Source organism: Nocardioides hwasunensis (assembly GCF_014779665.1).
Classification (GTDB): Bacteria; Actinomycetota; Actinomycetes; order Propionibacteriales; family Nocardioidaceae; genus Nocardioides; species Nocardioides hwasunensis.
In genome coordinates, this window is sequence record NZ_JACXYY010000001.1 from 718,846 (window position 1) to 744,666 (window position 25,821).

Annotated in this window: 29 protein-coding genes; 16 read left to right on the forward strand and 13 right to left on the reverse strand. The window is 72.1% G+C overall.

Going from position 1 to position 25,821, the window contains the following annotated elements:
* The first annotated feature begins 25 nt into the window (after positions 1-25).
* On the forward strand, positions 26-577 hold the full coding sequence (locus IEZ25_RS03585; protein ID WP_191197988.1) for a SixA phosphatase family protein: 552 nt from the start codon (positions 26-28) through the stop codon (positions 575-577).
* Complete coding sequence (locus IEZ25_RS03590) at positions 574-1,350, forward strand: putative protein N(5)-glutamine methyltransferase (protein WP_191197989.1); 777 nt, start codon at positions 574-576, stop codon at positions 1,348-1,350. The genes IEZ25_RS03585 and IEZ25_RS03590 overlap by 4 nt, the downstream gene beginning before the upstream one ends.
* Here the strand turns inward: IEZ25_RS03590 and serB are convergent.
* Entirely contained in the window at positions 1,340-2,554 is a 1,215-nt protein-coding gene (gene serB / locus IEZ25_RS03595; RefSeq protein WP_191197990.1) for a phosphoserine phosphatase SerB, read from the reverse strand. The genes IEZ25_RS03590 and serB overlap by 11 nt on opposite strands.
* A 74-nt stretch (positions 2,555-2,628) precedes the next feature.
* On the opposite strand from serB, the gene IEZ25_RS03600 reads away from it, so the two are divergent.
* Positions 2,629-2,883, forward strand: a complete 255-nt coding sequence (locus tag IEZ25_RS03600) for a VOC family protein (protein ID WP_191197991.1) — start codon at positions 2,629-2,631, stop codon at positions 2,881-2,883.
* A gap of 48 nt (positions 2,884-2,931) precedes the next feature.
* On the opposite strand, the gene IEZ25_RS03605 is transcribed toward IEZ25_RS03600, so the two are convergent.
* Positions 2,932-3,654 (reverse strand): hypothetical protein, encoded by a 723-nt coding sequence (locus IEZ25_RS03605; protein WP_191197992.1) that lies wholly within the window; start codon positions 3,652-3,654, stop codon positions 2,932-2,934.
* Between the two features lie 100 nt (positions 3,655-3,754).
* Between IEZ25_RS03605 and IEZ25_RS03610 the strand changes: the two genes are divergently transcribed.
* The 4 genes from IEZ25_RS03610 to IEZ25_RS03625 all read left to right on the forward strand — a co-directional run bounded on the left by IEZ25_RS03610 (position 3,755) and on the right by IEZ25_RS03625 (position 7,085).
* Positions 3,755-4,561 carry an ABC transporter ATP-binding protein gene (locus IEZ25_RS03610; protein WP_191197993.1) on the forward strand — a complete coding sequence of 269 codons (807 nt, stop codon included), beginning with the start codon at positions 3,755-3,757 and terminating at the stop codon, positions 4,559-4,561.
* Positions 4,562-4,578: 17 nt separating this feature from the next.
* Positions 4,579-5,040, forward strand: a complete 462-nt coding sequence (locus IEZ25_RS03615; protein WP_191197994.1) for an NfeD family protein — start codon at positions 4,579-4,581, stop codon at positions 5,038-5,040.
* 93 nt (positions 5,041-5,133) lie between these two features.
* Positions 5,134-6,327, forward strand: a complete 1,194-nt coding sequence (locus tag IEZ25_RS03620) for an SPFH domain-containing protein (RefSeq protein WP_191197995.1) — start codon at positions 5,134-5,136, stop codon at positions 6,325-6,327.
* Entirely contained in the window at positions 6,324-7,085 is a 762-nt protein-coding gene (locus IEZ25_RS03625) for a sulfite exporter TauE/SafE family protein (RefSeq protein ID WP_191197996.1), read from the forward strand. Before IEZ25_RS03620 ends, IEZ25_RS03625 begins: the two co-directional genes overlap by 4 nt.
* Here IEZ25_RS03625 and IEZ25_RS03630 read toward each other — a convergent pair.
* Entirely contained in the window at positions 7,029-8,060 is a 1,032-nt protein-coding gene (locus IEZ25_RS03630; RefSeq protein WP_224748282.1) for an alpha/beta hydrolase, read from the reverse strand. The genes IEZ25_RS03625 and IEZ25_RS03630 overlap by 57 nt on opposite strands.
* Before the next feature lie 76 nt (positions 8,061-8,136).
* On the opposite strand from IEZ25_RS03630, the gene IEZ25_RS22100 reads away from it, so the two are divergent.
* Positions 8,137-9,288: a PP2C family protein-serine/threonine phosphatase gene (locus IEZ25_RS22100; protein ID WP_191197997.1), complete on the forward strand. Its 1,152-nt coding sequence runs from the start codon at positions 8,137-8,139 to the stop codon at positions 9,286-9,288.
* Positions 9,289-9,298: 10 nt separating this feature from the next.
* On the opposite strand, the gene IEZ25_RS03640 is transcribed toward IEZ25_RS22100, so the two are convergent.
* The 5 genes from IEZ25_RS03640 to IEZ25_RS03660 form a co-directional block, all read right to left on the reverse strand.
* Positions 9,299-10,267 (reverse strand): ABC transporter ATP-binding protein, encoded by a 969-nt coding sequence (locus tag IEZ25_RS03640; protein ID WP_191197998.1) that lies wholly within the window; start codon positions 10,265-10,267, stop codon positions 9,299-9,301.
* 1 nt (position 10,268) lies between these two features.
* Complete coding sequence (locus tag IEZ25_RS03645) at positions 10,269-11,078, reverse strand: ABC transporter permease (protein ID WP_191197999.1); 810 nt, start codon at positions 11,076-11,078, stop codon at positions 10,269-10,271.
* Positions 11,071-11,868, reverse strand: a complete 798-nt coding sequence (locus IEZ25_RS03650; protein ID WP_191198000.1) for an ABC transporter permease — start codon at positions 11,866-11,868, stop codon at positions 11,071-11,073. Before IEZ25_RS03650 ends, IEZ25_RS03645 begins: the two co-directional genes overlap by 8 nt.
* Before the next feature lie 140 nt (positions 11,869-12,008).
* Positions 12,009-12,524 (reverse strand): CAP domain-containing protein, encoded by a 516-nt coding sequence (locus IEZ25_RS03655; protein ID WP_191198001.1) that lies wholly within the window; start codon positions 12,522-12,524, stop codon positions 12,009-12,011.
* Positions 12,525-12,848: 324 nt separating this feature from the next.
* Entirely contained in the window at positions 12,849-13,370 is a 522-nt protein-coding gene (locus tag IEZ25_RS03660; protein WP_191198002.1) for a YbhB/YbcL family Raf kinase inhibitor-like protein, read from the reverse strand.
* A 49-nt stretch (positions 13,371-13,419) separates the two neighbouring features.
* Between IEZ25_RS03660 and cobA the strand changes: the two genes are divergently transcribed.
* A complete protein-coding gene (gene cobA, locus IEZ25_RS03665; protein ID WP_191198003.1) occupies positions 13,420-14,709 on the forward strand; it encodes a uroporphyrinogen-III C-methyltransferase in 1,290 nt (429 codons plus the stop codon).
* On the forward strand, positions 14,702-15,505 hold the full coding sequence (locus IEZ25_RS03670; RefSeq protein ID WP_191198004.1) for a TrmH family RNA methyltransferase: 804 nt from the start codon (positions 14,702-14,704) through the stop codon (positions 15,503-15,505). Before cobA ends, IEZ25_RS03670 begins: the two co-directional genes overlap by 8 nt.
* Here IEZ25_RS03670 and IEZ25_RS03675 read toward each other — a convergent pair.
* The 3 genes from IEZ25_RS03675 to def form a co-directional block, all read right to left on the reverse strand.
* The gene (locus tag IEZ25_RS03675) at positions 15,468-16,103 is read right to left on the reverse strand and encodes a DedA family protein (protein WP_318152017.1); all 636 of its coding nucleotides are present in this window, start codon (positions 16,101-16,103) and stop codon (positions 15,468-15,470) included. The two genes, IEZ25_RS03670 and IEZ25_RS03675, sit on opposite strands and share 38 nt — an antisense overlap.
* A 65-nt stretch (positions 16,104-16,168) precedes the next feature.
* Complete coding sequence (locus tag IEZ25_RS03680; protein ID WP_191198005.1) at positions 16,169-16,963, reverse strand: TrmH family RNA methyltransferase; 795 nt, start codon at positions 16,961-16,963, stop codon at positions 16,169-16,171.
* The gene (gene def / locus IEZ25_RS03685; RefSeq protein WP_191198006.1) at positions 16,960-17,586 is read right to left on the reverse strand and encodes a peptide deformylase; all 627 of its coding nucleotides are present in this window, start codon (positions 17,584-17,586) and stop codon (positions 16,960-16,962) included. Before def ends, IEZ25_RS03680 begins: the two co-directional genes overlap by 4 nt.
* Before the next feature lie 101 nt (positions 17,587-17,687).
* Here def and IEZ25_RS03690 point away from each other — a divergent pair, with 101 nt between their 5' ends.
* Both IEZ25_RS03690 and IEZ25_RS03695 read left to right on the forward strand, forming a co-directional pair.
* The gene (locus IEZ25_RS03690; RefSeq protein ID WP_191198007.1) at positions 17,688-19,049 is read left to right on the forward strand and encodes an acyl-CoA dehydrogenase family protein; all 1,362 of its coding nucleotides are present in this window, start codon (positions 17,688-17,690) and stop codon (positions 19,047-19,049) included.
* Positions 19,049-20,272: an acyl-CoA dehydrogenase family protein gene (locus IEZ25_RS03695; protein ID WP_191198008.1), complete on the forward strand. Its 1,224-nt coding sequence runs from the start codon at positions 19,049-19,051 to the stop codon at positions 20,270-20,272. The genes IEZ25_RS03690 and IEZ25_RS03695 overlap by 1 nt, the downstream gene beginning before the upstream one ends.
* 72 nt (positions 20,273-20,344) lie before the next feature.
* Here IEZ25_RS03695 and IEZ25_RS03700 read toward each other — a convergent pair whose 3' ends face one another.
* Positions 20,345-20,635 carry a YiaA/YiaB family inner membrane protein gene (locus IEZ25_RS03700; protein WP_191198009.1) on the reverse strand — a complete coding sequence of 97 codons (291 nt, stop codon included), beginning with the start codon at positions 20,633-20,635 and terminating at the stop codon, positions 20,345-20,347.
* Between the two features lie 97 nt (positions 20,636-20,732).
* On the opposite strand from IEZ25_RS03700, the gene IEZ25_RS03705 reads away from it, so the two are divergent.
* A complete protein-coding gene (locus IEZ25_RS03705; RefSeq protein ID WP_224748283.1) occupies positions 20,733-22,178 on the forward strand; it encodes a pyridoxal phosphate-dependent decarboxylase family protein in 1,446 nt (481 codons plus the stop codon).
* A gap of 212 nt (positions 22,179-22,390) precedes the next feature.
* Here IEZ25_RS03705 and IEZ25_RS03710 read toward each other — a convergent pair whose 3' ends face one another.
* Positions 22,391-22,876: a hypothetical protein gene (locus IEZ25_RS03710; RefSeq protein ID WP_191198010.1), complete on the reverse strand. Its 486-nt coding sequence runs from the start codon at positions 22,874-22,876 to the stop codon at positions 22,391-22,393.
* Between the two features lie 46 nt (positions 22,877-22,922).
* Here IEZ25_RS03710 and IEZ25_RS03715 point away from each other — a divergent pair, with 46 nt between their 5' ends.
* From IEZ25_RS03715 to IEZ25_RS03725, 3 genes are read left to right on the forward strand one after another with little or no spacing between them, the layout of a single operon-like run.
* Entirely contained in the window at positions 22,923-23,555 is a 633-nt protein-coding gene (locus IEZ25_RS03715) for a hypothetical protein (protein WP_191198011.1), read from the forward strand.
* Positions 23,556-23,566: 11 nt separating this feature from the next.
* A complete protein-coding gene (locus tag IEZ25_RS03720; RefSeq protein ID WP_191198012.1) occupies positions 23,567-25,000 on the forward strand; it encodes a GuaB1 family IMP dehydrogenase-related protein in 1,434 nt (477 codons plus the stop codon).
* Between the two features lie 7 nt (positions 25,001-25,007).
* Positions 25,008-25,673 (forward strand): sulfotransferase family protein, encoded by a 666-nt coding sequence (locus IEZ25_RS03725; protein ID WP_191198013.1) that lies wholly within the window; start codon positions 25,008-25,010, stop codon positions 25,671-25,673.
* The last annotated feature ends 148 nt before the right edge of the window (positions 25,674-25,821 follow it).

Below are 25,821 nucleotides of genomic sequence, written 5' to 3' on the forward strand. Positions count from 1 at the left end.
TGCTCGCGGCTGGAAGGGTGGAGCCATGCAGGAGTCATCGACCGACGGCGTGCAGCGAGCCGTCGACGGCCCACGCCGTCTGGTGGTCATGCGCCACGCGAAGGCCGCCGTCACCGCCCCGTCCGACCACGAGCGGCCGCTGGCCCCCCAAGGGCGTGCCGCCGCGGATGAGGCCGGCCGCTGGCTGGGCGAGCAGGGCGTGGTGCCCGACGTCGCCCTGGTCTCCGACGCCCTGCGGACCCGGGAGACCTGGGACGGGGTCGCCGGGGGTGCCGGCTGGGACTGTGCAGCCGACTTCTCCGCGGCGCTCTACGCGGCCGAGGCCGACTCGGCGCTCGACCTGATCCGCGAGACCGACGCATCGGCGACGACCTTGGTCGTCATCGGCCACAACCCGACCATGGCCTATCTCGCGGAGCTCGTCGACGACGGCGAGGGACCGGCCGACGTCACCACCGGCATGCTCACCCGCGGCTTCCCGACCTGTGCCCTCGCGGTGTTCGCGGTCGAGGGTGCCTGGCGCGACCTCGCACCGGGCGGGGGACGTCTCCAGGCGTTCCACGTCGGGGAGGCGTGAGCACCGGGACTGTTGCCCGGCTGCGGGCGGCCGGGTGCGTGTGGGCCGAGGACGAGGCCGCCCTCCTCGAGGCGCAGGCCGGCTCGACCGCCGAGCTCGAGCAGCTGGTCGCCCGACGCGTGGCGGGCGAGCCGCTCGAGACCGTGCTCGGCTGGGTGGAGTTCCTCGGCCGACGCCTGGTCGTCGCCCCCGGCGTGTTCGTGCCGCGCCGGCGCACGGAGCTGCTGGCGCGTACGACGATCACGTGGGCCGCCGGCCGGGAGGTGCCCGTCGTCGTCGAGATGTGCTGCGGCGTCGCGCCCGTGGCCGCATCCGTGCCGGCACCGACCGAGCTGCACGTCGCCGACCTCAGCCCGGTGGCGCTGTCGTGCGCCCGGCAGAACGCGCCCACGGCCACCGTCCACGAGGGCGACCTCTACGACGCGCTCCCGGCGGGGTTGCGAGGCCGCGTCGACGTGCTGGCCGCCAACGCGCCGTACGTCCCCTCCGCCCGGGTCGCCGGCATGCCTACCGAGGCCCGCGACCACGAGCCGCGTGCGGCGCTCGACGGAGGCGTCGACGGCGTCGACCTGCACCGCCGCCTGGCGGCGTCCGCGCCCGAGTGGCTGGCGCCCGGGGGCGTGCTGCTCGTGGAGACGAGCAGGCAGCAGGCGTCAGCGACCACGGCGGCGATGGTCGCTGCGGGACTCGGCACCGAGGTGGTCGAGGACCCGGAGATCGGCGGCTGCGTGGTCGTCGGCCGGCGCGCTGTCGGGCACAGCGTCAGGGGATGAGCGGCGCGGGCGTCACGATGCCGAACTCGGCGTCGGCCTCCTCGATCTGCTCACGGGAGATCCCGAGCAGGTAGAGGATGGCGTCGAGGTAGGGCACGTTCACCGCCGTGTCCGCCGCGTCGCGCACCATCGGCTTGGCGTTGTAGGCGATGCCGAGCCCGGCGGCGTTGATCATGTCGAGGTCGTTGGCGCCGTCACCGATGGCGATCACCGCGTCGAGCGGCACGCCGACCTCCTCGGCGAACTCGCGCAGCGCGCGGGCCTTGCCGGGCCGGTCGACCACCTCGCCCACGATGCGTCCGGTGAGGTGACCGTCGACGATCTCGAGCTCGTTGGCTCGGGCGAAGTGGATCCCGAGGTCGACCGCGAGCCGGTCGGTGATCTGGCTGAAGCCGCCGGACACGATCGCGAACCGGTAGCCGAGGCGGCGCAGCGTACGCACCATCGTGCGGGCACCCGGGGCCAGCACGACCGACGCGTAGACCTCGTCGAGCGCGGAGGCAGGGACGCCCTCGAGGAGGGCCACCCGCTCGCGCAGGGACTGCTCGAAGTCGAGCTCGCCGCGCATGGCGGCCTCGGTCACCCGGGCGACCTCGGCCTCCTGCCCGGCGTGCGCGGCGATCATCTCGATGACCTCGCCCTGGATGAGCGTCGAGTCCACGTCCATCACGATCAGGCGGATCCCGCGCCGGTGCAGCGAGTCGCGCTGCACGGCGAGGTCGATGCCCTGCTGGACCGCCTCCGCCGCCAGCAGCGGTCGCAGCGTGTCGGCCGGTGCCCCGGAGACGTGCAGCTCGATCGCGGTCACCGGGTAGCGCGCCATCCGCTCGATCTTGTCGATGTTGGCGCCCGAGTCGGCGATCCGGCCGGCGATGGCCGCCATCGCGGAGGCGCGCAGCGGGTTGCCGATGATCGTGATGTGGGAGCGGTCGCCGCGCCGGCTCCTGTTGTCTCCGGCGCCCCGGTCGACCTCGACGGACATGTCGAGGCCCGAGGCGGTCCGCTCGATGACGTCGCGCAGCTTCTTCCAGTCGCGGGGAGCGGTCACCAGGATGCCGAGCACCAGCCGCCGGCGCAGCACGATCTGCTCGATGTCGAGGACCTCGACGCCGGCAGCCGACAGGGCCGCGAAGATCGCGGAGGTGACGCCGGGCCGGTCCTTGCCCGTGAGGGTGACCAGGAGGGTCTTCGGCTCGTCTTCCATCGTGGGAGGAAGGCTAGTCCGCCTCCGACCGTCGGGTGGACGGGGTCCGCGCATCGGGCCGGTCGGACGTGTCGGTGGTCGGCCCGACCTACTCCGGCATCCGCGCCGCCACGGGTGACGGCGAGGTCGGCGGGCTCGACGCCACCGGCATCCCGGGCCCGGGTGGCCCGCTCGTCCTGCTCTTCTCCGACGACCTCGACGCCACCGTGGCCGCCGTCGAGGGGGCGGGTGGTTCGGTCACGGCCCCTCCCTACGAGTTCCCCGGCGGTCGTCGTTTCGAGTTCAGCGACCCCAGCGGCAACGTGCTCGGCGTCTGGACCACCTCCTGAGCCGGCCCGCCCGAGCCCGGGCCGGCGGCCGCCCCGGTCCTGCCGCGATCAGGCGTCCGGCCACACCTCGGGCGAGCACGCCGCGACGATCGCGCGGCGAGCGGCGCGACCCAGCGGCTGCAGCAGCGCCCGCCGCTGCTCCACCTCGTAGGACGACAGGGCTCCGCCGTCGTCGACGAGCGCGAGGTCGACGATCGCCCAGGCCTGGAGGCCCCGCGCAGCCAGGTCGACGCACCGTGGCGGAGTGCCGAGCGGCGCCTCCAGCGGGGGTCGGTGGTGGAGGTTCATCAGGGCGTCCGCGGCCTCGGGTCGCCACCGGGCCACGTCGAGGTCGGCCAGGTCGCCGGCCGTGGCGAGGAGCGTCTCGCGCAGGCCGCGGTCGGCCTCGCCCACGTCGGGCAGCTGCCGGCGGGAGGCCTCGAGGGCGTGCCACTGCACGGTCTCGCCCTGCTCCTCGGGCACCAGGCCGACGTCGCCGGCGACCACGGCCTGGCCCGCGTCGAGCGCCGCCTCGTTGAACGGGCGCGGGCCACCCAGGCCGAGGAGGTCGCCCTCGACCGGCAGCGCGAGACCGGCGTACGGCGCCCCCGTCGCTCGTGCGCGCGCCAGCAGGTCGAGCGCCGAACCGCCCGCCAGGAGGTGCACGTCCTCGGCGAGCGCGTCCAGCACGTGGTCGGTCTGCTCGTGCCCGCGCAGCCACGCCGTCAGCCACCAGGCGAGCGTCGCGGCGTGCGGGAGGGCGAGACCGTGGCCGGCGGGGGAGGACGACATCGCAGGCGAGGCTACTCGGGACGTCCGGTCGTCGACCGTCCGGTCGTCGACCGTCGTGTCACGCACGGGCGCGTGGTCGCTGCTGGATAGGGTGACGCGCATGGTCGCCGTCATCGAGCTCGCAGGGGTCACGGTGCGCCGTGGTCGGACACTGCTGCTCGACGACGTCAGCTGGATGGTCGAGGAGGACGAGCGCTGGGTCGTGCTCGGGCCCAACGGTGCCGGCAAGACGACGCTCCTCCAGGTCGCCGCCGCGCAGATCCACCCGACCTCCGGCGTCGCCGGGATCCTCGACGTCGTGCTCGGCACCACCGACGTCTTCGAGCTGCGTCCGCGCATCGGCCTCACCAGCGCCGTGCTCGCCGACCGCATCCCCCGCAGCGAGCTGGTCAAGGACGTCGTCGTCTCCGCGTCCTACGGCGTCGTCGGCCGCTGGCGCGAGGAGTACGCCGACCTCGACCACGACCGCGCTGCGGGCCTGCTGGCCGAGGTCGGGGCCGGCCACCTGCTGGAGCGCACGTTCGGCACGCTCAGCGAGGGTGAGCGCAAGCGGGTCCAGATCGCCCGCGCCCTGATGACCGACCCCGAGCTCCTCCTGCTCGACGAGCCGGCCGCGGGCCTCGACCTCGGCGGCCGCGAGGACCTCGTCGCCACGCTCTCGGAGCTGGCGCTCGATCATGACTCGCCGGCCACGGTCCTGGTGTCGCACCACGTCGAGGAGATCCCGCCGGGATTCACCCACGCCCTCCTGCTCCGGGAGGGCCGGGTGGTCGACGCAGGACCCGTCGACGACGTGGTCACCGCGGAGACGCTGTCGGAGACCTTCGGCATGCCGCTGCTGCTGAGTCGTGCCGACGACCGCTTCGCCGCGCGCCGACGTCCCTCGCGGTCCACGCCCAACCCCTGACTGGATAGGGTCGAGGCATGGACTGGATCCGTGACCATCTCTGGGAGACGTGGCTGGCGGTGTCGATCGCGCTCGGCGTCGCCGAGATGTTCAGCCTGGACCTGATCCTGGCCATGCTCGCGGCCGGCGCCGTCATCGGGATGATCACCGCCATCATCGGCCTCCCGCTCGAGCTCACGCTGCTCGCAGCCCTCGGCACCTCCGTGGCCATGCTCGTCTTCGTCCGTCCGACGTTCGCCAAGCGTCTGCACTCCGGACCCGAGCTCTCGCTCGGCCACGGCAAGCTCGTCGGCACCCGTGCGATGGTCACCGAGGAGATCACCGGTCTCGCGCCCGGTCGCGTCAAGGCCGGTGGTGAGATCTGGTCGGCGTTGCCCTACGACGAGAACCTGCGCATCGCACCGGGGGAGACGGTCGAGATCCTTCAGATCAAGGGCGCCACGGCCTACGTCCACCCGGTGGCCACGCTCGAGCCCTGACCGGCACCGCACGCCCACCGGCACCAGTCTCCAGCGGCACTCGCGCCACCAGTCGCACCACTCAGCCACACAACAAGATCGGGGGAGAACCCAATGGGGACAGCATTGCTGGTCCTGCTCCTGCTCGTCGTCCTGTTCGTCGTCGTCATGCTCGCCAAGACGGTCCGCATCGTGCCTCAGGCGCGAGCGGCCATCGTCGAGCGCTTCGGCAAGTACAAGGGCACGTTGCCGGCCGGACTCAACATCGTCGTGCCGTTCATCGACAAGGTGCGCTACCTCATCGACCTGCGTGAGCAGGTCGTGAGCTTCCCGCCCCAGCCGGTGATCACCGAGGACAACCTGGTGGTGTCGATCGACACCGTCATCTACTTCCAGGTCACCGACCCGGTCACGGCGACCTACGAGATCGCCAACTACATCCAGGCCGTCGAGCAGCTCACCATGACCACGCTGCGCAACATCGTGGGTGGCATGGACCTCGAGCAGACCCTCACCAGCCGCGACGAGATCAACAGCGGACTGCGTGGCGTCCTCGACGAGGCGACCGGCAAGTGGGGCATCCGGGTCAACCGCGTCGAGATCAAGGGCATCGACCCGCCGCCGTCAATCAAGGACGCGATGGAGAAGCAGATGCGCGCCGACCGCGACAAGCGCGCCCTCATCCTGACCGCCGAGGGCCAGCGGCAGTCCGCGATCCTCACCGCCGAGGGAAACAAGCAGTCCTCGATCCTGAACGCCGAGGGTGACCGGGAGTCGCTGATCCTGCGTGCCCAGGCCGACCGCGAGGCGGCGATCCTCCGGGCCCAGGGTGAGGGACAGGCGATCCAGACGGTCTTCCAGGCGATCCACGACGGACAGCCCGACCAGTCGCTGCTGGCCTACCAGTACCTCCAGATGATGCCGAAGATCGCCGAGGGAAGCGCCAACAAGGTGTGGGTCATCCCCTCGGAGATCACCAAGGCGATGGAGGGCCTCGGGTCCTCGATCCACGAGATCGCCGGCATCCCGAAGGACGCGACGCCTCGCACCCGCATCGACATGGGCCCGAGCGAGCCCCAGCTGCCGCACCGTTCCGACGACCCCGAGATCTCGGCCACCAACGCAGCGGTCCAGCAGGCCATCGCGGAGGCCGAGAGCGCAGCGAACCCCGGCAAGGCCGCTCGCGGGCTCGACACGAGCCCCGACGTCGCCCCGGACACGACGGGTGACCCGCTCACCGATCCGCTCTCCGAGGGTCCGGTCGACTCGTCCGGCACCGACGAGCCGGGAGCACCCGCCGGCCAGTGAGTCCCCTCGAGATGGTGCTGGTCGCTCTCGCAGGAGTGGCGGCCGGCACCATCAACACCGTGGTGGGGTCGGGAACGTTGATCACGTTCCCGACCCTTCTCGCGTTCGGCGTGCCTCCTGTCACCGCCAACGTGAGCAACACCGTCGGTCTCGTCCCCGGCAGCGTCTCGGGAGTGGTGGGCTACCGCCGCGAGCTTGCCGGTCAGCGGCACCGGCTGCTGAGGCTCGGCGCCGCGTCGTTGATCGGCGGCGTCGTCGGCGCGCTGCTGCTGCTGTGGCTGCCGTCCTCGGCCTTCGACACCATCGTCCCGGCACTGATCGCGCTGGGGGTGCTGCTCGTGATCTTCGGCCCCCGGATCCAGCGCGGCGTGGCCGCCCGCGCGGAGTTGCGCGGCGGCATCCCCGACCACGGCGTGTGGTGGGTGTGGCCGGCGGTCGCCGCGGCCGGGGTCTACGGCGGCTACTTCGGTGCGGCGCAGGGCGTGCTGCTGATGGCGATCCTCGGCATCGGGGTGGCCGACACCCTGCAGCGCCACAACGCCACCAAGATCGTCCTGGCCCTGGTCGTCAACGCGGTCGCGGCGGCAGTCTTCATCGCCGTCGCCGACATCGACTGGGTCGTCGCCGGGCTGATCGCGGCCGGCTCGGTGGTCGGCGGCCAGATCGGTGCGACGGTGGGGCGACGGCTCCCACCCCAGCTGCTACGCGTGGTGATCGCCGTCGTCGGCGTGAGCGCCCTGGTGGTCCTCCTGGCCTGAGCCGACGGGCGCGGGCGACGCCACCCACGCGTCCAGCCACCGGCCGATGACGTCGTACGCCGCCGCGCGCACGGGTGGGCGCGAGAGCAGCACGTCGTGGATGGCCCCCTCGATCGCGATGGACGTGACGTGCGGGCCGACCGACGACGCCCAGCGTCGGATCTGCTCGACGTCGAGCACGATGTCGTGGGTGGCGGCCGCCTCGCCGTCCACGTCGCCGAAGAACGAGCGGGCCGAGGAGAGCACCAGCACCGGGCACCGCACGCCGAGCCCGGCGTGCAGCCGGGTGTGGCCGCGCCGGATCGCCCGCAGCCAGCCGACGTGGACCGGGCGCGACTCGATCGGCTTCCAGGACAGGTCGTAGTCCCACTCGCCGCCGTGGTCGCGGTGCAGCGAGCGCCCGTAGACCCCGCTGACCTTGCGGGGGATCTCCTGCAGCGGGCGGCTCGACCCGATGCGTTCGATGGCCAGGCGGGCCGCGGGGCTGCGCAGCCACGCGGGGCCGTGCATGTCGAACCACGGGGCGTTCAGCACGAGCGCGACCAACCCCGCGGGACGCCGCTCGTCGGCCCACAGCGCCATGGTCAGGCCCCCGGTGGAGTGCCCGGACGCCACGACCTCGTCGTGGCCGTCGCGCTCGGTGATGCGCCACCACGCGAGGTCGATCTCGCCGTAGTACTCGTGCAGGTCGGCGACGTAGTTGGGGGTCTGGTGCTCGCGCAGCGACCGGCCGTACTTGCGCAGGTCGAGGGCGTAGAAGGTGTAGCCGCGCTCCGCCCACCAGCGGGCCTGCTCGGCGTGGAAGAAGTAGTCGGCGAAGCCGTGGACGTGGAGCACGGCGCGACCGTTGGGACGCGCGGGCGCGAGGGTCACCAGCGTGGCGACCACGGAGCCCTCGCTGTCGGGTGGGAGGGAGAACGTCTCCACCCGGAAGTCAGGCCCGAGGATGTCGGCCTGCAGCGGAACCAGAGGCATGTCGCGACCCTATCCAGCGGCCGGGAGTTTGGGAGTTCGACCTCGCGAAAGCCCACCCGCGAACTACCCTTTGGCGGTGTCGAGTGCTGTCGGGTCCGTGGTGCGCGGTGTCGCGTCGTACGTCCGGCAGCGCGTCGACGGCTGGCGGACGGGCTCGCGCGGGAGCCAGGGGTTCCTGCTGCTCGTCCTCGTCGCCATGGTCGGCCTGACCGCCATGCTCGGGTCGTGGGTCGAGGTCGTGGTGCCGATCTCGATGTGGTTCCTGTTCCTCATGGTCGGCACGATGCTGCTGCGCTTCGGGCCCCTGATCGTGCTGGTGGTCGTGCTCGGCGCCGTCGCCTGGATCACCACGCTCGACACCCACTTCGCCACCGCCAGCAGGAGCTCGGCTCTGGTGATCTTCGGCTTCGCCGTCCTGCTCGCCGTCTACCAGTCCAGCCGCCAGCGCTCGGGGCTGCCGATGGCGCTGAGCGAGGCGGTGCTGACCCAGCTGCGCGACCGACTGCAGCGCCAGGGCGCCATCCCCCAGCTGCCGACGGGATGGCGCTCGGAGTCCGCGGCACTCACGGCCAACGGTCCCAGCTACGCCGGTGACTTCATCGTGGCCGACCTGCGCGACGGCCGCTGGCTGGAGATGGCGCTGGTCGACGTGGCCGGCAAGGGCACGACCGTGGGACCCCAGGCGCTGCAGTTCGCCGGTGCGCTGGGCGGCCTCATCGGAGCACTGCCCCCGGCCCAGCTGATGGCGGCGGCCAACAACTTCCTGCTGCGCCAGGAGTCCGACGAGGCACTGGCCACGGCGGTGCACATCAAGATCGACCTGGTCACCGGCGACTACACCATCACCAGCGCGGGCCACCCGCCCGCGCTCCACTGGCACCTGGACCGTCGCGGCTGGGCGATCGACAACGCGCGCGGGATGGCACTGGGCGTCATCGACGAGGCCGAGTTCACCCCGAGCCGGGGCCGGCTCCGCCCAGGTGAGGCCTTGATGTTCTACACCGACGGCGTCATCGAGGGAGCCGACAAGGACCTCGACGGGGGCATCGACTGGCTGCGCAACACCGCCCTGGCGGCCGTGGACTCCCGTGGTTTCCCCGGCATGACCGAACGCGTGCTCAAGAAGGTCCCGCGCGGCGACGACGACCGGGCCCTGCTGCTGATCGAGCGCCAACCCCTGACGTCGCCCGAGCGCGACTCCGAGCGCCTGCGCAGCCTCGGCGGCTGACCCGACGTCCTCAGCCCTCCCGGGAGTAGAGCTCGCGGATCACGTCCTCGATGTCCGGCTCCTGGATGGAGAGGTCCGCGACGTCGTACGTCGACGCCACGGCCGCCACGATCGGCGCGGCGCTGGCGTCGGCCGGGAACGACAGCCACTGGCGCGGCCCCTCGACCCTGCGCACCGTCACGCCCGGGACGTCGACGGGCGGCGCCTCGTCGACCAGGTCGACGACGAGGGTGCGGGTGGACCCACCCTGCGCGTGCAGCCCGGCGAGGGACCCGTCGTACACGCTCGTGCCGTGGTCGATCACGATCACCCGGTCGCACAGCGCCTCGATGTCCTGCAGGTCGTGCGTGGTGAGGAGCAGGGTCGTGCCGCGCTCGGCGTTGAGGGCGCGGAGGAACTCGCGCAGGCGACCCTTGCTGACCACGTCGAGGCCGATGGTGGGCTCGTCGAGGTAGAGCACCTCCGGGTCGTGCAGGAGCGCGGCGGTGATGTCGCCTCGCATCCGCTGGCCGAGGCTCAGCTGCCGCACGGGTGTGTCGAGCTGCCTGCCGAGGTCGAGCAGCTCGACGAACCGCTCGAGGTTCTCACGGTAGCGCGCGCTCGGGATGCGATACATCTTCTGCAGCAGGTCGAAGGAGTCGCGCAGGGGCAGGTCCCACCAGAGCGTCGAGCGCTGGCCGAACACCACGCCGATCCGGCGGGCGAGCTCGACGCGGTCGCGGCTGGGATCGAGCCCGGCGACCCGCACCTGCCCACCCGTCGGGACCAGGATGCCGGTGAGCATCTTGATCGTGGTGCTCTTGCCCGCGCCGTTGGGGCCGATGTAGCCGACCATCTCGCCCGCCTCGACCGAGAAGCTGAGGTCGTGGACGGCACGGACCTGTTCCCGGGCCCGGCGACGGCGTCCCTCGACCCTGCGTCGCACGTCGAAGGTGCGCTCGAGGTCACGGACGTCGATGAGCGAGGGGTCGGTCGGCATGTCAGCTCCCGGTGGAGGTGTAGTGACGGACGCCGGAGCGCCACACGAGCAGGGCAGCCGCCATGGTCACGAGGCCGGCGAGCGGCGAGGCGAGCTGGAAGGCGTCGGGCATGCCTGACGGGTCGTCGCGGCCGAGGAGGAACAGGCAGGGGTACCAGTTCACGAACGCGACCGGGACGACGAAGGTGAGGCCGACGAGCACCTCGCGCGGGAAGATGTTGAGGGGGTACTGGGTGACCGTCGCGCCGCCGTAGGTGAAGGCATTGGCGAACTCGGTGGCGTCGGTGGTCCAGAACTGGATGCACGAGAACCCCACGAACAGCCCGAAGAACACCAGGCAGCCGCTGACCAGCATCGACACGGCCACGAGGACGCGCAGCGGGGTCCAGTCGACGTACGTGCTCGCCCACGCGAACACGACGCCCGCCTGGGTGAGCCTGCCCAGCCGGCGCAGGGTGAACTGGTCGGCGCAGACCTGCACCAGCAGCGGCACCGGTTTGGTCATCATCTGGTCGAGCCGCCCCGTGCGGATGTAGGTGCCGATCCGCTCCACGCTGCCGATGGCGGTGTCGGCGAACGCGAGGGCGAGCGAGGCGCTGCCGTAGAGCAGGGCCACCTCGTGGAGCGAGAAGCCCGCGAGCTCGCGGAGGTGGGAGAACATGATCCACAGGCCGACGAAGTCGAGGCCGGTGATCAGCCCGTTGCCGACCGCGAGGAGGACGAACGACGTCGGGTACTGCCAGGCGGCGCGGATCCAGAGCCACGCGATCTGGCCGTAGGTGCGCACGTGCGTCGCCGGATGCTCAGCCACCCTGGACCACCACCTTGCGGGTCGCCAGGCGCAGCACGCCCCGGCAGGCGGCGAGCAGCACGACGGCCCACACCAGCTGGAAGCCGAGTGCTGCCGCCAGGTCCGTGCCGACGTGCTTGCCGAGCCAGATGTCGGCGGGCACCTGGACGTACGACGCCCAGGGCAGCGCACGGGCCAGCGTGCCCAGCCAGCCGGGGAAGAGCACCAGCGGGAGCATCATGCCGCTGAAGAAGATCGCGAACGCGCCGCTCATCACCTTCACGCCCGACTGGTCGAGCAGCCAGAACGCGGTCGCTGCCACGAGGAAGCGGATCGCGAAGCTGACCACGACCGCCAGCACCAGGGACACCGCGAACGCGCCCGCTGCGAGCCACGACGACGGCCGGGCGATGTCGAAGAGGAGGAAGCCGATCAGCGTCGGACCGAACCCGCGGGTGAGGAGGTGGTAGGCCGCGCGGCCCAGGTCGCTGGCGAGGTACCACCCGACGAGCCCGACGGGCCGATAGAGGTCGATGGCCACGTCGCCGGTGCGGATCCGCTCGGCGAGGTCGTCGGTCGAGCCGCCGCCCCACAGCGCGATCGTCATCAGCAGTGCCTGCCCGAGCCAGACGTAGGTCACCGCGTCCTGGGCGTCGTAGCCTCCCGCGGTGGGGTTGGCGTCCCAGAGGGCGAGGTAGGCGTAGGAGTAGATGACGCCGAAGACCGAGTTGGTGAAGATCCCGGCGAGGGTGGCAGCGCGGTAGGTGGAGTAGCGACGGAAGGCACGGGTCGCGATCGCGACGTGCAGCATCCTCCACCCCCCTCGTCCACGGGGCGTCCCAGACGAGATCGATCCCCGGCCCACCCACGAGGGGGCCGGGGATCGTCTCACATCCGGTGGACCGCGTGCACCTGCCTTTCAGCGAGCGACGGTCTCGGGCGGGGCGTGCGTCAGTTCTGCCGCACGAGGTTGACCACGCCGATCACGCGGCCCTGGGAGTCCTCGGTGATGGCGACCCCGGCCCGCTTGGCGCGCGGGTTGAGCAGGATCTCGCGGTGGGGCGGGGAGTCGAGCCACAGCTCCACCATGTCGGCGGGAGTCAGCCCGGATCCGCGGACCAGGGTCTCACCGGCCCACGAGTTGTTGCAGCGGCGGATGATCTCGTTCTGGTTGCGGTGCTCGAACCGGCCGGTGCGCGCGATCCGCGCACCCCACAGCTCGGCGAGCCGGTCGGTGCAGGAGTCGAACGTCCAGATCTTCGACAGGCCCTCTGCCGCGCGGGCTGCGTTGATCTCGACCATCAACGCGTCCTCGAGGTCGTCGTTGGTGACCTCCTGGGCGTCCTTGGTCGCCACCGACGCGGGCACGGACCAGGTCCTGGCGTGCGCGGCGCCGGGCATGCCGCAGAGCGCCACCGCGGCGACGACCAGGGCCGCGAGCAGGGAGGCGGGGCGGGAGCGACGCACGGGAGATCCTCACGGTTTCTTGAGATGATCTTGAGGGAACAGAGACTGAATGTAGTGACTGTTGACGGGTGATGTCGAGGTCTCGTGAGCGTCGCGACCCCAACGTGCCGCCTGTTTGGTAAAGATTTCCGTTAGAACGAGCGAAGGCTCGGAGTACGCATCAAAACCGTTCGACGCGGGGCGCGTGGTCGAATCACGAAAAAAGGACCCATGGTCTGGACCTCTCGGTCCGGACCATGGGTCTGGTGGGTTGCGTGGGACTCGTGTGACGCCAGTGACGAACGGGCGACCCGTTGTCGGGCGCCGCTCGGGAGCGGCGGGCGGTCAGTGCTGGTAGGTGCCGTGCACGATCGCCCGGCCGAGGGTCTTGAAGGCGAGGTTGAACGAGACGACGGCGGGTGAGGCGGAGTCGTCCACCCCGAGGCGGTCGTCCTGCACGGCGTGCACGACGAAGAAGTAGCGGTGCGGCTGGTCGCCCTCGGGCGGTGCGGCGCCCATGAAGCCGGCCTCACCCCCGTCGTTGCGGACGTGGAAGGACCCACCGGGGAGCTCGCCCGTGGCCGCGCCCGCCTCGAGGGAGGTGACGTCGGCGGGAATGTCGACCAGGCACCAGTGCCAGAAGCCGCTCGGAGTCGGGGCGTCGGGGTCGAAGCAGGTGACGACGTAGGACTTCGTGCCCTCCGGTGCGCCGAACCAGCTCAGCTGGGGGGAGGTGTTGCCGAGATCGGCCACCTGGTCGTCCTTCAACGGTGCGCCGTCGGTCACGTCGTCACTGGTGACGGTGAAGGACGCGGTGGCGGGGAGGAGGTCGTACGGATCGGGGCTGACGGGTCGCTCGATGCTCATGCCTCGAACCTAGCCACCGCCTCGTGACGCGGGCCAGAGAGAATGAGGCATGAGCACCACCCATCACCGCCTCGGCACCGACGACGGCCGCGCCGACCACCACCCCTATCTCGCCGGCCTGGTGCTGACGGATCGGAAGGTGGTCGTGGTCGGGGGCGGTCACGTCGCGCAGCGGCGCGTGCCGGCGCTCATCGCCACGGGTGCCCTCGTCACCCTGGTGAGCCCCGAGGTGACCCCGGCGATCGAGGGACTGGCCGGTGAGCTCACCCTCGTGCTCCGCGACTTCTCCGAGCCCGACCTCGACGGCGCGTGGTACGTCCTGGCCGCGACCGACGACCCCGAGGTCAACGCCCGGGTCGCGGCGGCCGCGGAGGCTCGACACACGTTCTGCGTCCGCAGCGACGACGCGCTCGGCGGATCGGCGTGGACGCCCGCCGTCGGTCACCACGGCAGCGTCACGGTCGGCGTCCTCGGCGACCGCGAGCCGCAGAAGTCGGCCGCGCTGCGCGACGACATCGTCACCGCGCTCCGTGACGGCCAGCTGACCGCCTCCGACGCCCTCGACCGCAGCCCCGGCGTGGTGCTGGTGGGCGGGGGACCGGGGGAGCCCGACTTCGTCACGGTCGCCGCGCGCCACGCGCTGGCCTCGGCCGACGTGGTCGTGGCCGATCGCCTCGCCCCTCGTGAGCTGCTCGACGGGCTGGGCCCCCACGTCGAGCTGATCGACGTGGCCAAGCTGCCCCGCGGGCGCTCGGCCTCGCAGGACCACATCAACGAGGTCATCGTCGAGCGCGCGCGTGCCGGCAAGCGGGTCGTGCGCTTCAAGGGCGGCGACAACTTCGTGTTCGGTCGCGGCTACGAGGAGCTGCTGGCGTGCGCGGCCGCGGACGTTCCGGTCACCGTCGTGCCGGGGCTCACCTCGGCCATCGCGGTCCCGGCGCGCGTCGGGATCCCGGTCACCCACCGGGGCGTCGCGCACGAGTTCACCGTGATCTCCGGGCACATCCCGCCCGGCCACCCCGACTCGCTCGTCTCGTGGGAGAGCGTCGCCGGGCTGCGGGGGACGCTCGTGCTGCTGATGGCGGTGGACAACGCACCCGCGATCGCGGCGACCCTGGTCGAGCACGGCCGCAGGGCCGACACCCCGGTCGCGGTCATCGTCGACGGCACCATGCCGACCGAGCGCACCGTGCTCAGCACGCTCGGCGGCCTCGCCGCCGACCTCGCTGCCCACCAGGTGGTGCCGCCGGCCATCATCGTCATCGGCGACGTCGTCGCCGTCGCTCGCCCCGACCACTACGCCGACCCACGCGCGGGGCACGGACCGGCGCGTGGCTGACCTGGTCGAGGTCTCCTCGCCCGACGACCCGCGCCTGGCCGACTACCGCGACCTGCGCGACGTCGAGCTGCGCAAGACCCTCGAGGCCGAGCACGGGCTGTTCCTCGCCGAGGGGGAGAAGGTCGTGCGGCGTGCCGTCGAGGCGGGCTTCGAGGCGCGCTCCTTCCTGATGGCCCCGCGATGGCTCGACGGGCTCGGCGACGTGCTCGCCCGCAGCGACGGGCCGTGCTACGTGCTGTCCGAGGCGCTCATCGAGCAGGTCACCGGCTTCCACGTCCACCGGGGTGCCCTCGCGTCCCTGCGTCGCAACCCGCTCCCGAGCATCGACGACGTCCTCGACGGCGTACGGTCCGTGCTCGTGCTCGAGGACCTCGTCGACCACACCAACGTCGGCGCCATCTTCCGGGCCGGCGCCGCGCTCGGGTTCGACGCCGTCCTGCTGGCGCCGCGATGCGCCGACCCGCTCTACCGTCGCTCGATCAAGGTCGGCATGGGTGCGGTGTTCAGCACGCCCTGGACCCGGCTCCCGGACTGGTACGACGCCCTGCCGGACCTCTCGCGCCGCGGCTTCACCACCGTCGCGCTGACCCTGGCCGAGGACTCCACGCCGATCGAGCAGTCCGTCGCCGGGGTCGACCGGCTGGCGCTCGTGCTCGGGTCCGAGGGGCACGGCCTCTCGGCCCGCTGGGAGCAGTCCGCCGACCGGCGGGCGATCATCCCGATGCGGGCAGGCATCGACTCGCTCAACGTCGCGGCGGCTACTGCGGTGGCGTGCTACGCGGCTGCTCGCCGCTGAGGCGTTGCCGGAGCCGGCGGGCGGCGATGACGACGATGACGAGGACGACGAGCGCGTAGACGACGTTGCTGGCGGGGTCGACGTACGCCTCGACGAGGTGCCACTGCTCGCCGAGCTCGTAGCCGGCGAGGATCAGTGCGGCGTTCCAGAGCAGGCTGCCCGCGGTCGTGTAGAGGCAGAAGGTCCACAGCGGCATCCGGTCGACGCCGGCCGGGATCGACACGAGGCTGCGCACGCCCGGGACCAGCCTGCCGAGGAAGACCGCGGCGCGCCCGTGGCGGCGGAACCACTCCACGGCCTTGCGGACGTCGTCGGCGTGCATGAGCGGGATGCGGTCGGCCAGGGCGCAGAGCCGGTCCAGGCCCCACGCGGCGCCCAACCAGTAGAGGACGAGCGCACCCGCGAGCGAACCCGCGGTGGCCCAGGCGATGGCGGCGACGAGGCTGTAGTGGCCCTGGCTCGCGGTGTAGCCCGACAGGGGCAGCACGAGCTCGCTCGGGATCGGCGGGAACACCGTCTCGAGGGCGGTGGCCAGGCCGACCCCCGGTGAGCCGATCGTGCGCATGACGAGGACGAGCCAGTCGAGCACGGCTTCCACGAGTCGTTCTCTCCCTGGCGTTCGATGGACGGACGTCAGGGGAAGTCATAGCAACCCGGTCCCAATCACCCGCGCTGGCGCAGCGCCTCGTGCAGCACGACCGAGCCGGCGACCGCGGCGTTGAGGGAGGAGGCGGTGCCCACCATCGGGATGCTCACCACGTCGTCGCAGGCCTCGCGCCACCCGGCGGAGAGGCCGTGGGTCTCGTTGCCCACCAGCAGCACCACCCGCCCGGTCAGGTCGACGTCTGCCAGCGCGCTGCCAGCCTCGTCGGTGCCGATGATCCGGTAGCCGTGGGCATGGGCCCATTCCACGACCGGCCCCGGTCCGGGCACCCGCAGCACGGTGAGCGCGAACAGCGAGCCGGTGCTCGCGCGCACCGACTGCGGGTCGTAGGGGTCGGCCGCGTGGCCGGTGACGACCAGGGCGGACGCGCCGAAGGCGTCGGCGGAGCGGGCCAGGGTGCCGATGTTGCCCGGGCTGGTCGGGCGGTCGAAGACGACGACGGGACCGTGCGGTCGCGAGGACTCGGCGAGGCGCTCGACCCCGTCCTCGGGCATCTCGACGACGGCGACGAGCTCCGCGCCGTCGTCCTTGCCGCTGAGCCGGGCGTGGAGCTCGGGGGAGAGCGTGACGCGCTCGCCGTCGGCGTCGGCCCACAGCCGGTCGGCCCACGTGGAGGACCCGCCGTCGGCGCGCAGCAGTGCACGCACCGTCCAGCCCTCGTCGACGGCCCGGGTGATCGGGCGGACCCCCTGGACGAGGAACTCACGGTTGCGATGGCGCTTGGAGCGGTTGGCGAGCAGCGCCTCCCACTGCTGGAACCGGGCGTTCTCCCGAGTGATGCGGAGCTCGGTCACGACGCCGCTTCGGCGACGTGGGCGGGCCAGTCGAGCGGGTAGTCCTCGGCGGCGGCGTCGTGCTTCTTGCCCAGCTTCTTGCGCGACTTGGCGGAGAGCCGGTCGCCGAAGACCGTGCCGAGCGTGTGGTCGGTCTCGTGCTGCAGGCAGCGGGCGAGCAGGCCGTCTCCCTCGAAGGTCACCGGTTCGCCGTCGAGGCCGAAGCCGTCCACCCGTGCCCAGTCCGGACGCGCGCACGGCTCGAAGGACCCGGGGAAGGACAGGCAGCCCTCGTCGTCGGAGTCGAGCTGGCGGTCCTTGCCCTCGGGCAGCGTCAGCACCGGGTTGCACACCACGCCGACGGTGCGCTCTCCCTCGTCGTCGGGGCAGTCGAAGACGAACATCGCGACGTCCTCGCCGATCTGGCACGCGGCCAGGCCCACGCCGTCGGCGGCGTACATCGTCGCCACCATGTCGGCGGCCAGCGCCCTGAGGGCGTCGTCGTACGCCGTGACGGGAGTCTGCGCGCGGTGCATGACGGGCGTGCCCCACCGGGTGATCGCGCGGATCGTGCCACCCCCCGGGAGCTGGCCGTACGGCGCCCGCACGTCGGTCGGGGTCACGGTCGTCTCGTCCTCAGGCATGCGGGCGATCCTACTGAGCGCGGGCGAGGCGGAGCGGCCGGGTGAGGCTCCGCACGAGAGGATGTCTGGCTCGTTCTGTAACTCGAAGTTACAGTTCCACCATGTCCCTCATCCACCCTCTCCGGCCGGGCGGCCGGCACGGGCTGTCGTCCCGCGAGAGCCGCACCCCGATCGGGGTCGCGGTCGCCGCGGTGAGCCGGCTCGCCCAGAGCGACCTGATCGATCGCGTCGGCCTGCGCAAGCAGGCCGAGCAGGCCGTCTACGTGACCACGCGCAACGGCTTCCGGGTCGCCACGGCCGCCGGCCGGCAGTTCGCCAGGGCCGGACGGCGCACCGCCGGCACCCGACCAGCGAGCGGCGAGTCGCGCGGCGTCTTCGACCTCACCCCGACCGACGACGAGGAGATGCTCGTCCAGGTCGCCCGCGAGCTGGCCCAGGAGGTGCTGCGACCCGCTGCCTCGGCGGCCGACGCGGCGTGCGCCGCGCCCGCCGAGGTGCTCGTCGCCGCCCAGGAGGTCGGACTGTCCGGCCTCGGCGTCCCCGAGCCGCTCGGCGGCATCATGGAGGACCGGTCCGCGATGGCGGGAGCGCTGGTCGCCGAGGCGCTCGCGCAGGGCGACATGGGCCTGGCCGTCGCCACCCTCGCCCCCGGCGCGGTCGCCACCGCGATCAGCCTGTGGGGCACCGAGGCGCAGCAGCAGACCTACCTGCCGGCCTTCACCGGCAGTGCCGTCCCGGCCGCCGCCCTGGCGATCGCCGAGCCGACCGTGCTCTTCGACGCCTTCGCGCCGGCCACCACGGCACGGCGCGACGGCGACGGGTTCGTCCTCGACGGCGTGAAGTCCGCGGTCGTGCGGGGGGCCGAGGCCGAGCTGTTCGTCGTCGCGGCGTCGCTCGACGGCACGCCCGCGTTGTTCCTCGTCGAGTCCGGCACGCACGGCCTCGAGGTGGAGGCCGACCCGTCGATGGGCGTGCGCGCCGCGGGGCTGTCGCGCCTGCACCTCACCGGCGTACGGCTGGGGGCGGACGCGCTGCTCGGCGACACCGAGGCCACGGCGTACGCCGAGTGCGTGCGGCTCTCGCGCCTGGCGTGGTGCGCGCTGACGGTCGGCACCGGCCAGGCGGTGCTCGACTACGTCAAGGACTACGTCAACGGGCGGGAGGCGTTCGGCGAGCCGATCAGCCACCGCCAGTCGGTCGCCTTCATGGTCGCCGACATCGCGATCGAGCTGCAGGCGATGCGGTTGCTGACGTGGAAGGCCGCCTCCCGGGCGACGCGTGGGGAGGACTTCACCCGCGAGGTCGGGCTGGCCCGCCAGCTCTGCACCGAGAAGGGCATGAGGATCGGGCTCGACGGCGTGCAGCTGCTCGGTGGGCACGGGTTCGTCAAGGAGCACCCGGTGGAGCGGTGGTACCGCGACCTGCGAGCCGTCGGCGTGATGGAAGGCGCGGTGATGCTCTGATGATCAACCTCGAGATCCCGAGGAGGCAGGCCGGCCTGATCGACCAGGCCCACCAGCTGGCGATGAACATGCTCCGCCCGATCTCGCGCAAGTACGACCGCGCCGAGCACGAGTATCCCCAGGAGCTCGACATGCTCGCCGCGCTGATCGACGGCGTGGCCGAGACCGGTGCGACCGGTGGCGCGGGTGCCGGCGGCGTACGCCGGGAGGAGAAGCCCCGCACGTCCGAGGACTCGGGGAGGGTGCGCAACGGCACGAACCTCGCGTCGGTGCTCTCGATCGCCGAGATGTGCTGGGGTGACACCGCCCTGCTGCTGTCGATGCCCCGGCAGGGCCTCGGCAACTCGGCCATCGCCTCGGTCGCCAACGAGGAGCAGCTCGAGCGCTTCAGGGGCACGTGGGCGGCGATGGCCATCACCGAGCCCGGCACTGGCTCGGACTCGGCCAACATCACCACCACCGCCGTCAAGGACGGCGACGACTACGTCATCAACGGCGAGAAGATCTACGTCACCTCCGGCGACCGGGCCGACAGCGTGGTCGTGTGGGCGACGCTCGACAGGGAGCTCGGGCGGGCGGCGATCAAGTCGTTCCTGGTGCGCAAGGACAACCCCGGGCTCAAGGTCGAGCGACTGGAGCACAAGCTCGGTATCCGCGCCTCCGACACCGCGGCGATCACCTTCACCGACTGCCGGGTCCCTGCCGAGGACCTGCTCGGCTCGCCGGAGATCGACGACAGGTCCGGCTTCGCCGGAGCGATGGCGACCTTCGACAACACGCGTCCGCTGGTGGCGGCGATGGCGGTGGGCTGCGCCCGGGCGTCGCTCGACCTCACCCGCGACCTGCTCGAGCGGGCCGGCGTGGTCATCGACCACGACAGGCCGGCCCAGCTGCAGAGTGCGGCCGCCTCCACGTTCCTCCGTCTCGAGGCCGACTGGGAGGGCGCCCAGCTGCTGATGATGCAGGCGGCGTGGATGGCCGACAACCGCAGGCCCAACTCGCTCGAGGCCTCGATGGCCAAGGCGAAGGCCGGCCGCGTCGGCTCCGACGTGACCCTGTCGTGCGTCCAGCTGTGCGGCACCCTCGGCTACAGCGAGGGCGAGCTGCTGGAGAAGTGGGCCCGCGACTCCAAGATCCTCGACATCTTCGAGGGCACCCAGCAGATCCAGCAGCTGATCGTGGCCCGCCGGGTCCTCGGGCTGTCGAGCGCCGAGCTCCGCTGACCCCACATGGGTAGTCCCCTACGTTCTGGTCGCGGAGGCGAGGGCGAGAACGTAGGGGACTACGACGAGGAGTCAGACGGCCTTGAAGGGGTCGTGCTCGGAGAGGAGCTTGTCGACGCGCGCCTGGTCGATGCGGTGGAAGACCCGCTGGTCCTCCTGCATGTCGCGCACGACCTTGGCGAGCGTGAAGGCCGAGGTGGTCAGGTAGAGGGTGCCGAGGGCCATGAAGCCCTTGATCCACGGGTCGGCCTCCATGAAGTAGATCGCGACCAGCATGGCGAAGAGCGCGGCACCGAACGAGATGGCGGCCTGGGCGGCGAAGGCGGTGGTGTTCTTGGCGGTGGAGTCGGTCTTGGAAGTCATGACCGAAGCCTGTTCCTCGTGGGCGCTGCCGGGACCTGCCGTCGTACCCGATCGGACCTGAGTACGAGTACCCCACCGCCACAGGTACGTTCGCACCATGCCTGACGAACCGCAGCCGGCCGGCCACATGTCGCCCGAGGAGTTCCGCCGCCAGGGCCATGCCGCGATCGACTGGATCGCCGACTACTGGGCCTCGCTCGACGACCTGCCGGTGCGCGCGCAGGTCCAGCCCGGCGACGTACGACGACTCCTGCCCGCGTCGGCCCAGGAGGACGCCGAGCCGTTCGACGCCGTGCTCGGCGACCTCGACCGCGTGGTCGTCCCGGGTCTCACGCACTGGCAGCACCCGCGGTTCTTCGCCTACTTCCCGGCCAACTCCTCGCCGGCGGCCATCCTGGGCGACCTGCTCTCCAGCGGCGTCGGCGCACAGGGAATGATCTGGGCGACCAGTCCGGCGGTGACCGAGGTCGAGCAGGTGGTGCTGGACTGGCTCGCCGAGGCGCTCGGCCTGCCGGAGGCGTTCCGCAGCGACGGACCGGGCGGCGGCGTCATCCAGGACACCGCGTCCACCGCGACGTTCACCGCCCTGCTCGCCGCGCTCCACCGTGCCAGCGGGGGAGCGGCGCGACTCTCCGGTGTCGGCGACGTGCCGTGGCGGGTCTACGGCTCGACCCAGGCCCACTCGTCGCTGGTGAAGGCCGCGATGATGGCCGGCCTCGGGGAGGACGCCGTCCGCGGCATCGCGACCGACCCCGTCACGCAAACGGTGGACGTGGAGGCCCTGCGTGCGGCGATCGTCGCGGACGTCGAGGCCGGGCTGCGACCGGTGATGGTGCACGTCGCCGCCGGCAGCACCTCCACCGGCGCGATGGACGACATCGCGGCCGTGGCCGAGGTCGTCCGCGAGTGGGGCGTGTGGCTGCACGTCGACGCCGCGTGGGCCGGGGTGGCCGCGGTCTGCCCGGAGCACCGCGACCACCTCGCCGGCGTCGAGGCCGCGGACTCCTTCGTCACCAACCCGCACAAGTGGCTGCTGACGACCTTCGACTGCTCGACCTTCTGGGTGCGCGACCGCGCTGCGCTGACTGGTGCCCTGTCGATCCTCCCGGAGTACCTCCGCAACGCGGCGACCGAGTCGGGCGAGGTCGTCGACTACCGCGACTGGCACCCCCAGCTCGGCCGCCGGTTCCGGGCGATCAAGCTGTGGGCGGTGCTGCGGACCTACGGGCTCAGCGGCCTCCGCGAGCACATCCGCAGCGGTGTCGAGCTCGCCAGGCACGTCGCCGACCTCGTCGCGGACGACGACCGCTTCGAGATGGTCACCGAGCCGGCGCTGTCGCTGGTGGTGTTCCGGCTCCGGGCAGGCGACGGGCAGACGCTCGCCGCGATGGAGGCCGTCAACGCCTCCGGCGAGGCCTACCTCAGCCACACCACGGTCGGGGGGCGCGCCGCCATCCGGCTCGCGGTCGGCAGCTGGCGCACGACCCGGGCCGACGTCGACCGCACCTGGCGCGCACTGCAGCGAGCGGCCGCTCAGGTCTGAGGCTCACGCAGCGGACCACCGGCCGCGATCAGCTCCAGGGTGCGCTCCACGGACTGCGTGGAGAGGAACTCGAGGTGGAAGTGGCCCTCGCGCACGATGCGGTGCGACAGGTCGGCGACCGGGTGTACGTCGACGCGGCGCGGATCGCGGTGGAGTGCCAGGACCGCAAGGGGCCGTCCACCCGGTCGGCGCCACCCCCTCGCCCTGAGCACTCACGTGGTGGGCCCACCTGGCGCGTGCGCCCTTGCCGGCTCGGCACGGAGAGCCTCGACCAGCGTGGACACGGTCGGTGGGGACGTCTCCTCGTCGAGCATGTAGGTCCGCGAGTCGTCGGAGCCGTCGCCCGACGGTGGAAGGTGCACCGTCACCGGGAAGCCGGTGAGCGCCACGTGACCCCGCTCCACGTCCCGAGCGAGCTCCTCGAGCCTGCGTTGCGACGGGTCCCAGCCGCGGATGCGCTCGCGACGGACGACCGAGGACCGGGACCACCACCGCCGGCCGTGGTCGCGGACCTCGAGCTCCCACCGCAGCACGCCGAAGCGGCGCAGGGCGATGGAGGGCGGAGCGATCGCCGCCCGGAGTCCCAGCTCGACGACCGCAGGGACGAACACCACCAGCTCGGGGTCGAACGGGATGCGCTGGCGCCAACCCAGCCACTGGCGCCGCACCGAGTAGGTCCGCCCGTTCGGAGCCGTCACGTCCACGTCGTTCCCCCGTGCTCGTGCATGAGCGACAGTATCGGTCATGAAGCTCTACGCCGACGCTCCCGCACGTCGCCTCCGCCAGCTCGTCGCCGACGTCCTCGTGGTGGCCTGGCTGGGCCTGTGGGTCTGGATCGGGATGGCCGTGCACGACGGCACCGAGCAGCTCGCCGCGCCGGCTCAGAGGACGGACTCCGCCGCCACCTCGATGGCCGAGCAGTTCCGCGAGGCCGGCGGCAAGCTCAGCGGCACACCGATCGTCGGCGACGGGCTGGCCGCACCGTTCGACAAGGCCGCGGACGCCTCCGAGGGACTGGCCTCGGCCGGTCGTGACACCGTCACCGCCGTCGAGCGACTCGCCCTCCTGCTCGGGCTGTCGGTCGCGCTGATCCCGATCCTGATCGTGACGGCGATCCACGTGCCGCTGCGCTGGCGGTTCATCCGGGAGGCGACCGCGGGAGCGCGGTTCATCGACGCCCAGGAGGACCTCGACCTGTTCGCCCTGCGCGCACTGGCGAACCAGCCGATGCGTGTCCTCGCCACGGTCAGTGACGACCCCGCCGGTGCGTGGCGGGCCAAGGACCCCGACGTCCTACGCCGCCTCGCCGAGCTCGAGCTCGCCGACGTCGGACTGCGGCCACGCAAGCTGCCCGGCTCCTCGGGACGGGCCGCGTAGAGTCCGGGCACGTGCAGTTCCTTCACGAGAGCCCCGGCCACGACCTGACCTACGACGACGTCTTCATGGTCCCGCGCTCCTCGAGCGTGGCCAGCCGCTACGACGTCGACCTCAGCACCTCCGACGGCACCGGTGCGACGCTCCCGCTCGTGGTGGCCAACATGACCGCGATCGCAGGCAGGCGGATGGCCGAGACCGTCGCCCGCCGCGGAGGTCTGACGGTGATCCCGCAGGACATCCCGATCCCCGTCGTCGCCGACGTGGTGCGATGGGTCAAGCAGCGCCACACGGTCTTCGACACCCCCATCGAGCTGCGTCCGGACCAGACGGTCGCCGAGGCGCTCTCGCTGATCCCCAAGCGCGCGCACAAGGCCGCCGTCGTCGTGCAGGACGGCCGCCCGGTCGGCGTGGTGTCCGAGGCCGACTGCGCCGAGGTCGACCGCTTCGCGCAGGTCTCGTCGGTGATGAGCCAGGCCGTGGTGACCGTGCCCGAGACCGCCGACCCGCGCGAGGTCTACGACGCGATCGAGCGAGCGAAGGCGCCGCTGGCCGTCGCGGTGTCCGGGACGGGCGAGCTGGTCGGCGTGCTGACCCGGCTCGGAGCCCTGCGCGCGACGCTCTACACGCCGGCCGTCGACGCGGACGGCGGTCTGCGCATCGCGGCGGCCGTCGGGGTCAACGGCGAGGTCGCCGACCGTGCCGCCGACCTGCTGGACGCGGGCGTGGACTGCCTCGTCGTCGACACCGCCCACGGCCACCAGGACCGGATGGTGCAGGCGCTCCAGGCGGTCCGGGCGCTGTCGCCGACCGTCCCCGTCGCCGCCGGCAACGTCGTCTCGGCCGAGGGCACCCGATCCCTGATCGAGGCTGGCGCCGACATCGTCAAGGTCGGCGTCGGTCCGGGCGCCATGTGCACCACCCGAATGATGACCGGCGTCGGGCGCCCGCAGTTCTCCGCCGTCCTCGAGTGCGCCACCGCGGCCCGCGAGCTCGGCAAGCACGTGTGGGCCGACGGGGGAGTACGCCACCCCCGTGACGTCGCGCTCGCGCTGGCAGCCGGTGCCTCATCGGTGATGATCGGCTCGTGGTTCGCCGGCACCCACGAGTCGCCCGGCGACCTCATGCACGACGCCGCCGGTCACCCCTTCAAGGTGTCCTTCGGGATGGCCTCGGCCCGCGCGGTGGCCAACCGCACCTCGGGCGAGTCGTCGTACGACCGCGCGCGCAAGGGTCTCTACGAGGAGGGCATCTCCTCTTCGCGGATGTATCTCGACCCCCATCGCCCCGGCGTCGAGGACCTCATCGACCAGATCTGCTCGGGCGTGCGCTCGTCGTGCACGTACGCCGGTGCCCGCGACCTCGCCGAGCTGCACGAGCGGGCGCTCGTCGGCGTGCAGTCCGCGGCCGGCTTCCACGAGGGCCGCCCGCTCGAGAAGTCGTGGTGAGGCCGGCATGAGCGAGCTGCGCCACGTCTTCGTGATGACCTACGGCAGGTCGGGCTCGACCCTGCTCATGGGCATCCTCAACTCGATCCCGGGCTGGCTGCTGCGCGGGGAGAACCGCCACGCCATGCGCCACCTCTACGAGTTCCACCGCAGCGGGCTGGCCGAGAGGGCGCGCGTCGACCCGCAGAAGGCCAGCCGTCCGACGCACCCGTGGTTCGGCATCGAGGCCTTCCCCGAGGACGCCTCGCTCACGCACATCCGGGCGCTGGCTGAGGCGACGCTGCTGCGTCCCGAGCCCGGCACCCGGGTCACCGGCTTCAAGGAGATCCGCTGGTACGACGAGGACCTCCCCGACTACCTCGCCTTCCTGCGGCAGGTCTTCCCGGGCGCTCGGTTCGTGCTCAACACCCGCAAGCTCGAGGACGTCGCGGCCAGCAACTACTGGACGCGCAAGGACGATCCCCTGGGACAGGTGCAGCGGATCGAGGCGAAGATGCTGGAGGCGGCCGCGGGCCTGGGCGACGACGTCTTCCACGTGCGCTACGACGACTTCGTCGCCGATCCCGAGGCGCTGCGCGGGCTCTTCGACTGGCTCGGCGAGGACTACGACCGGGGCGCCGTCGAGGCGGTGCTGGCCACGCCCCACTCGCGCCGGGGCAAGCACCGGGACTGAGGGCGGCCCGACCTCGGACACGCGTCCGCGACGTCGCCCCTGGGAGACCGTTTCCGGGGCCACCGCCCGGACACATGTCCGAGTTGTCGCCCTCGGACCCGGTCTTCGCCCCGAGGACGCACACGTGTCCGAGTTCTCGCCCCTGACC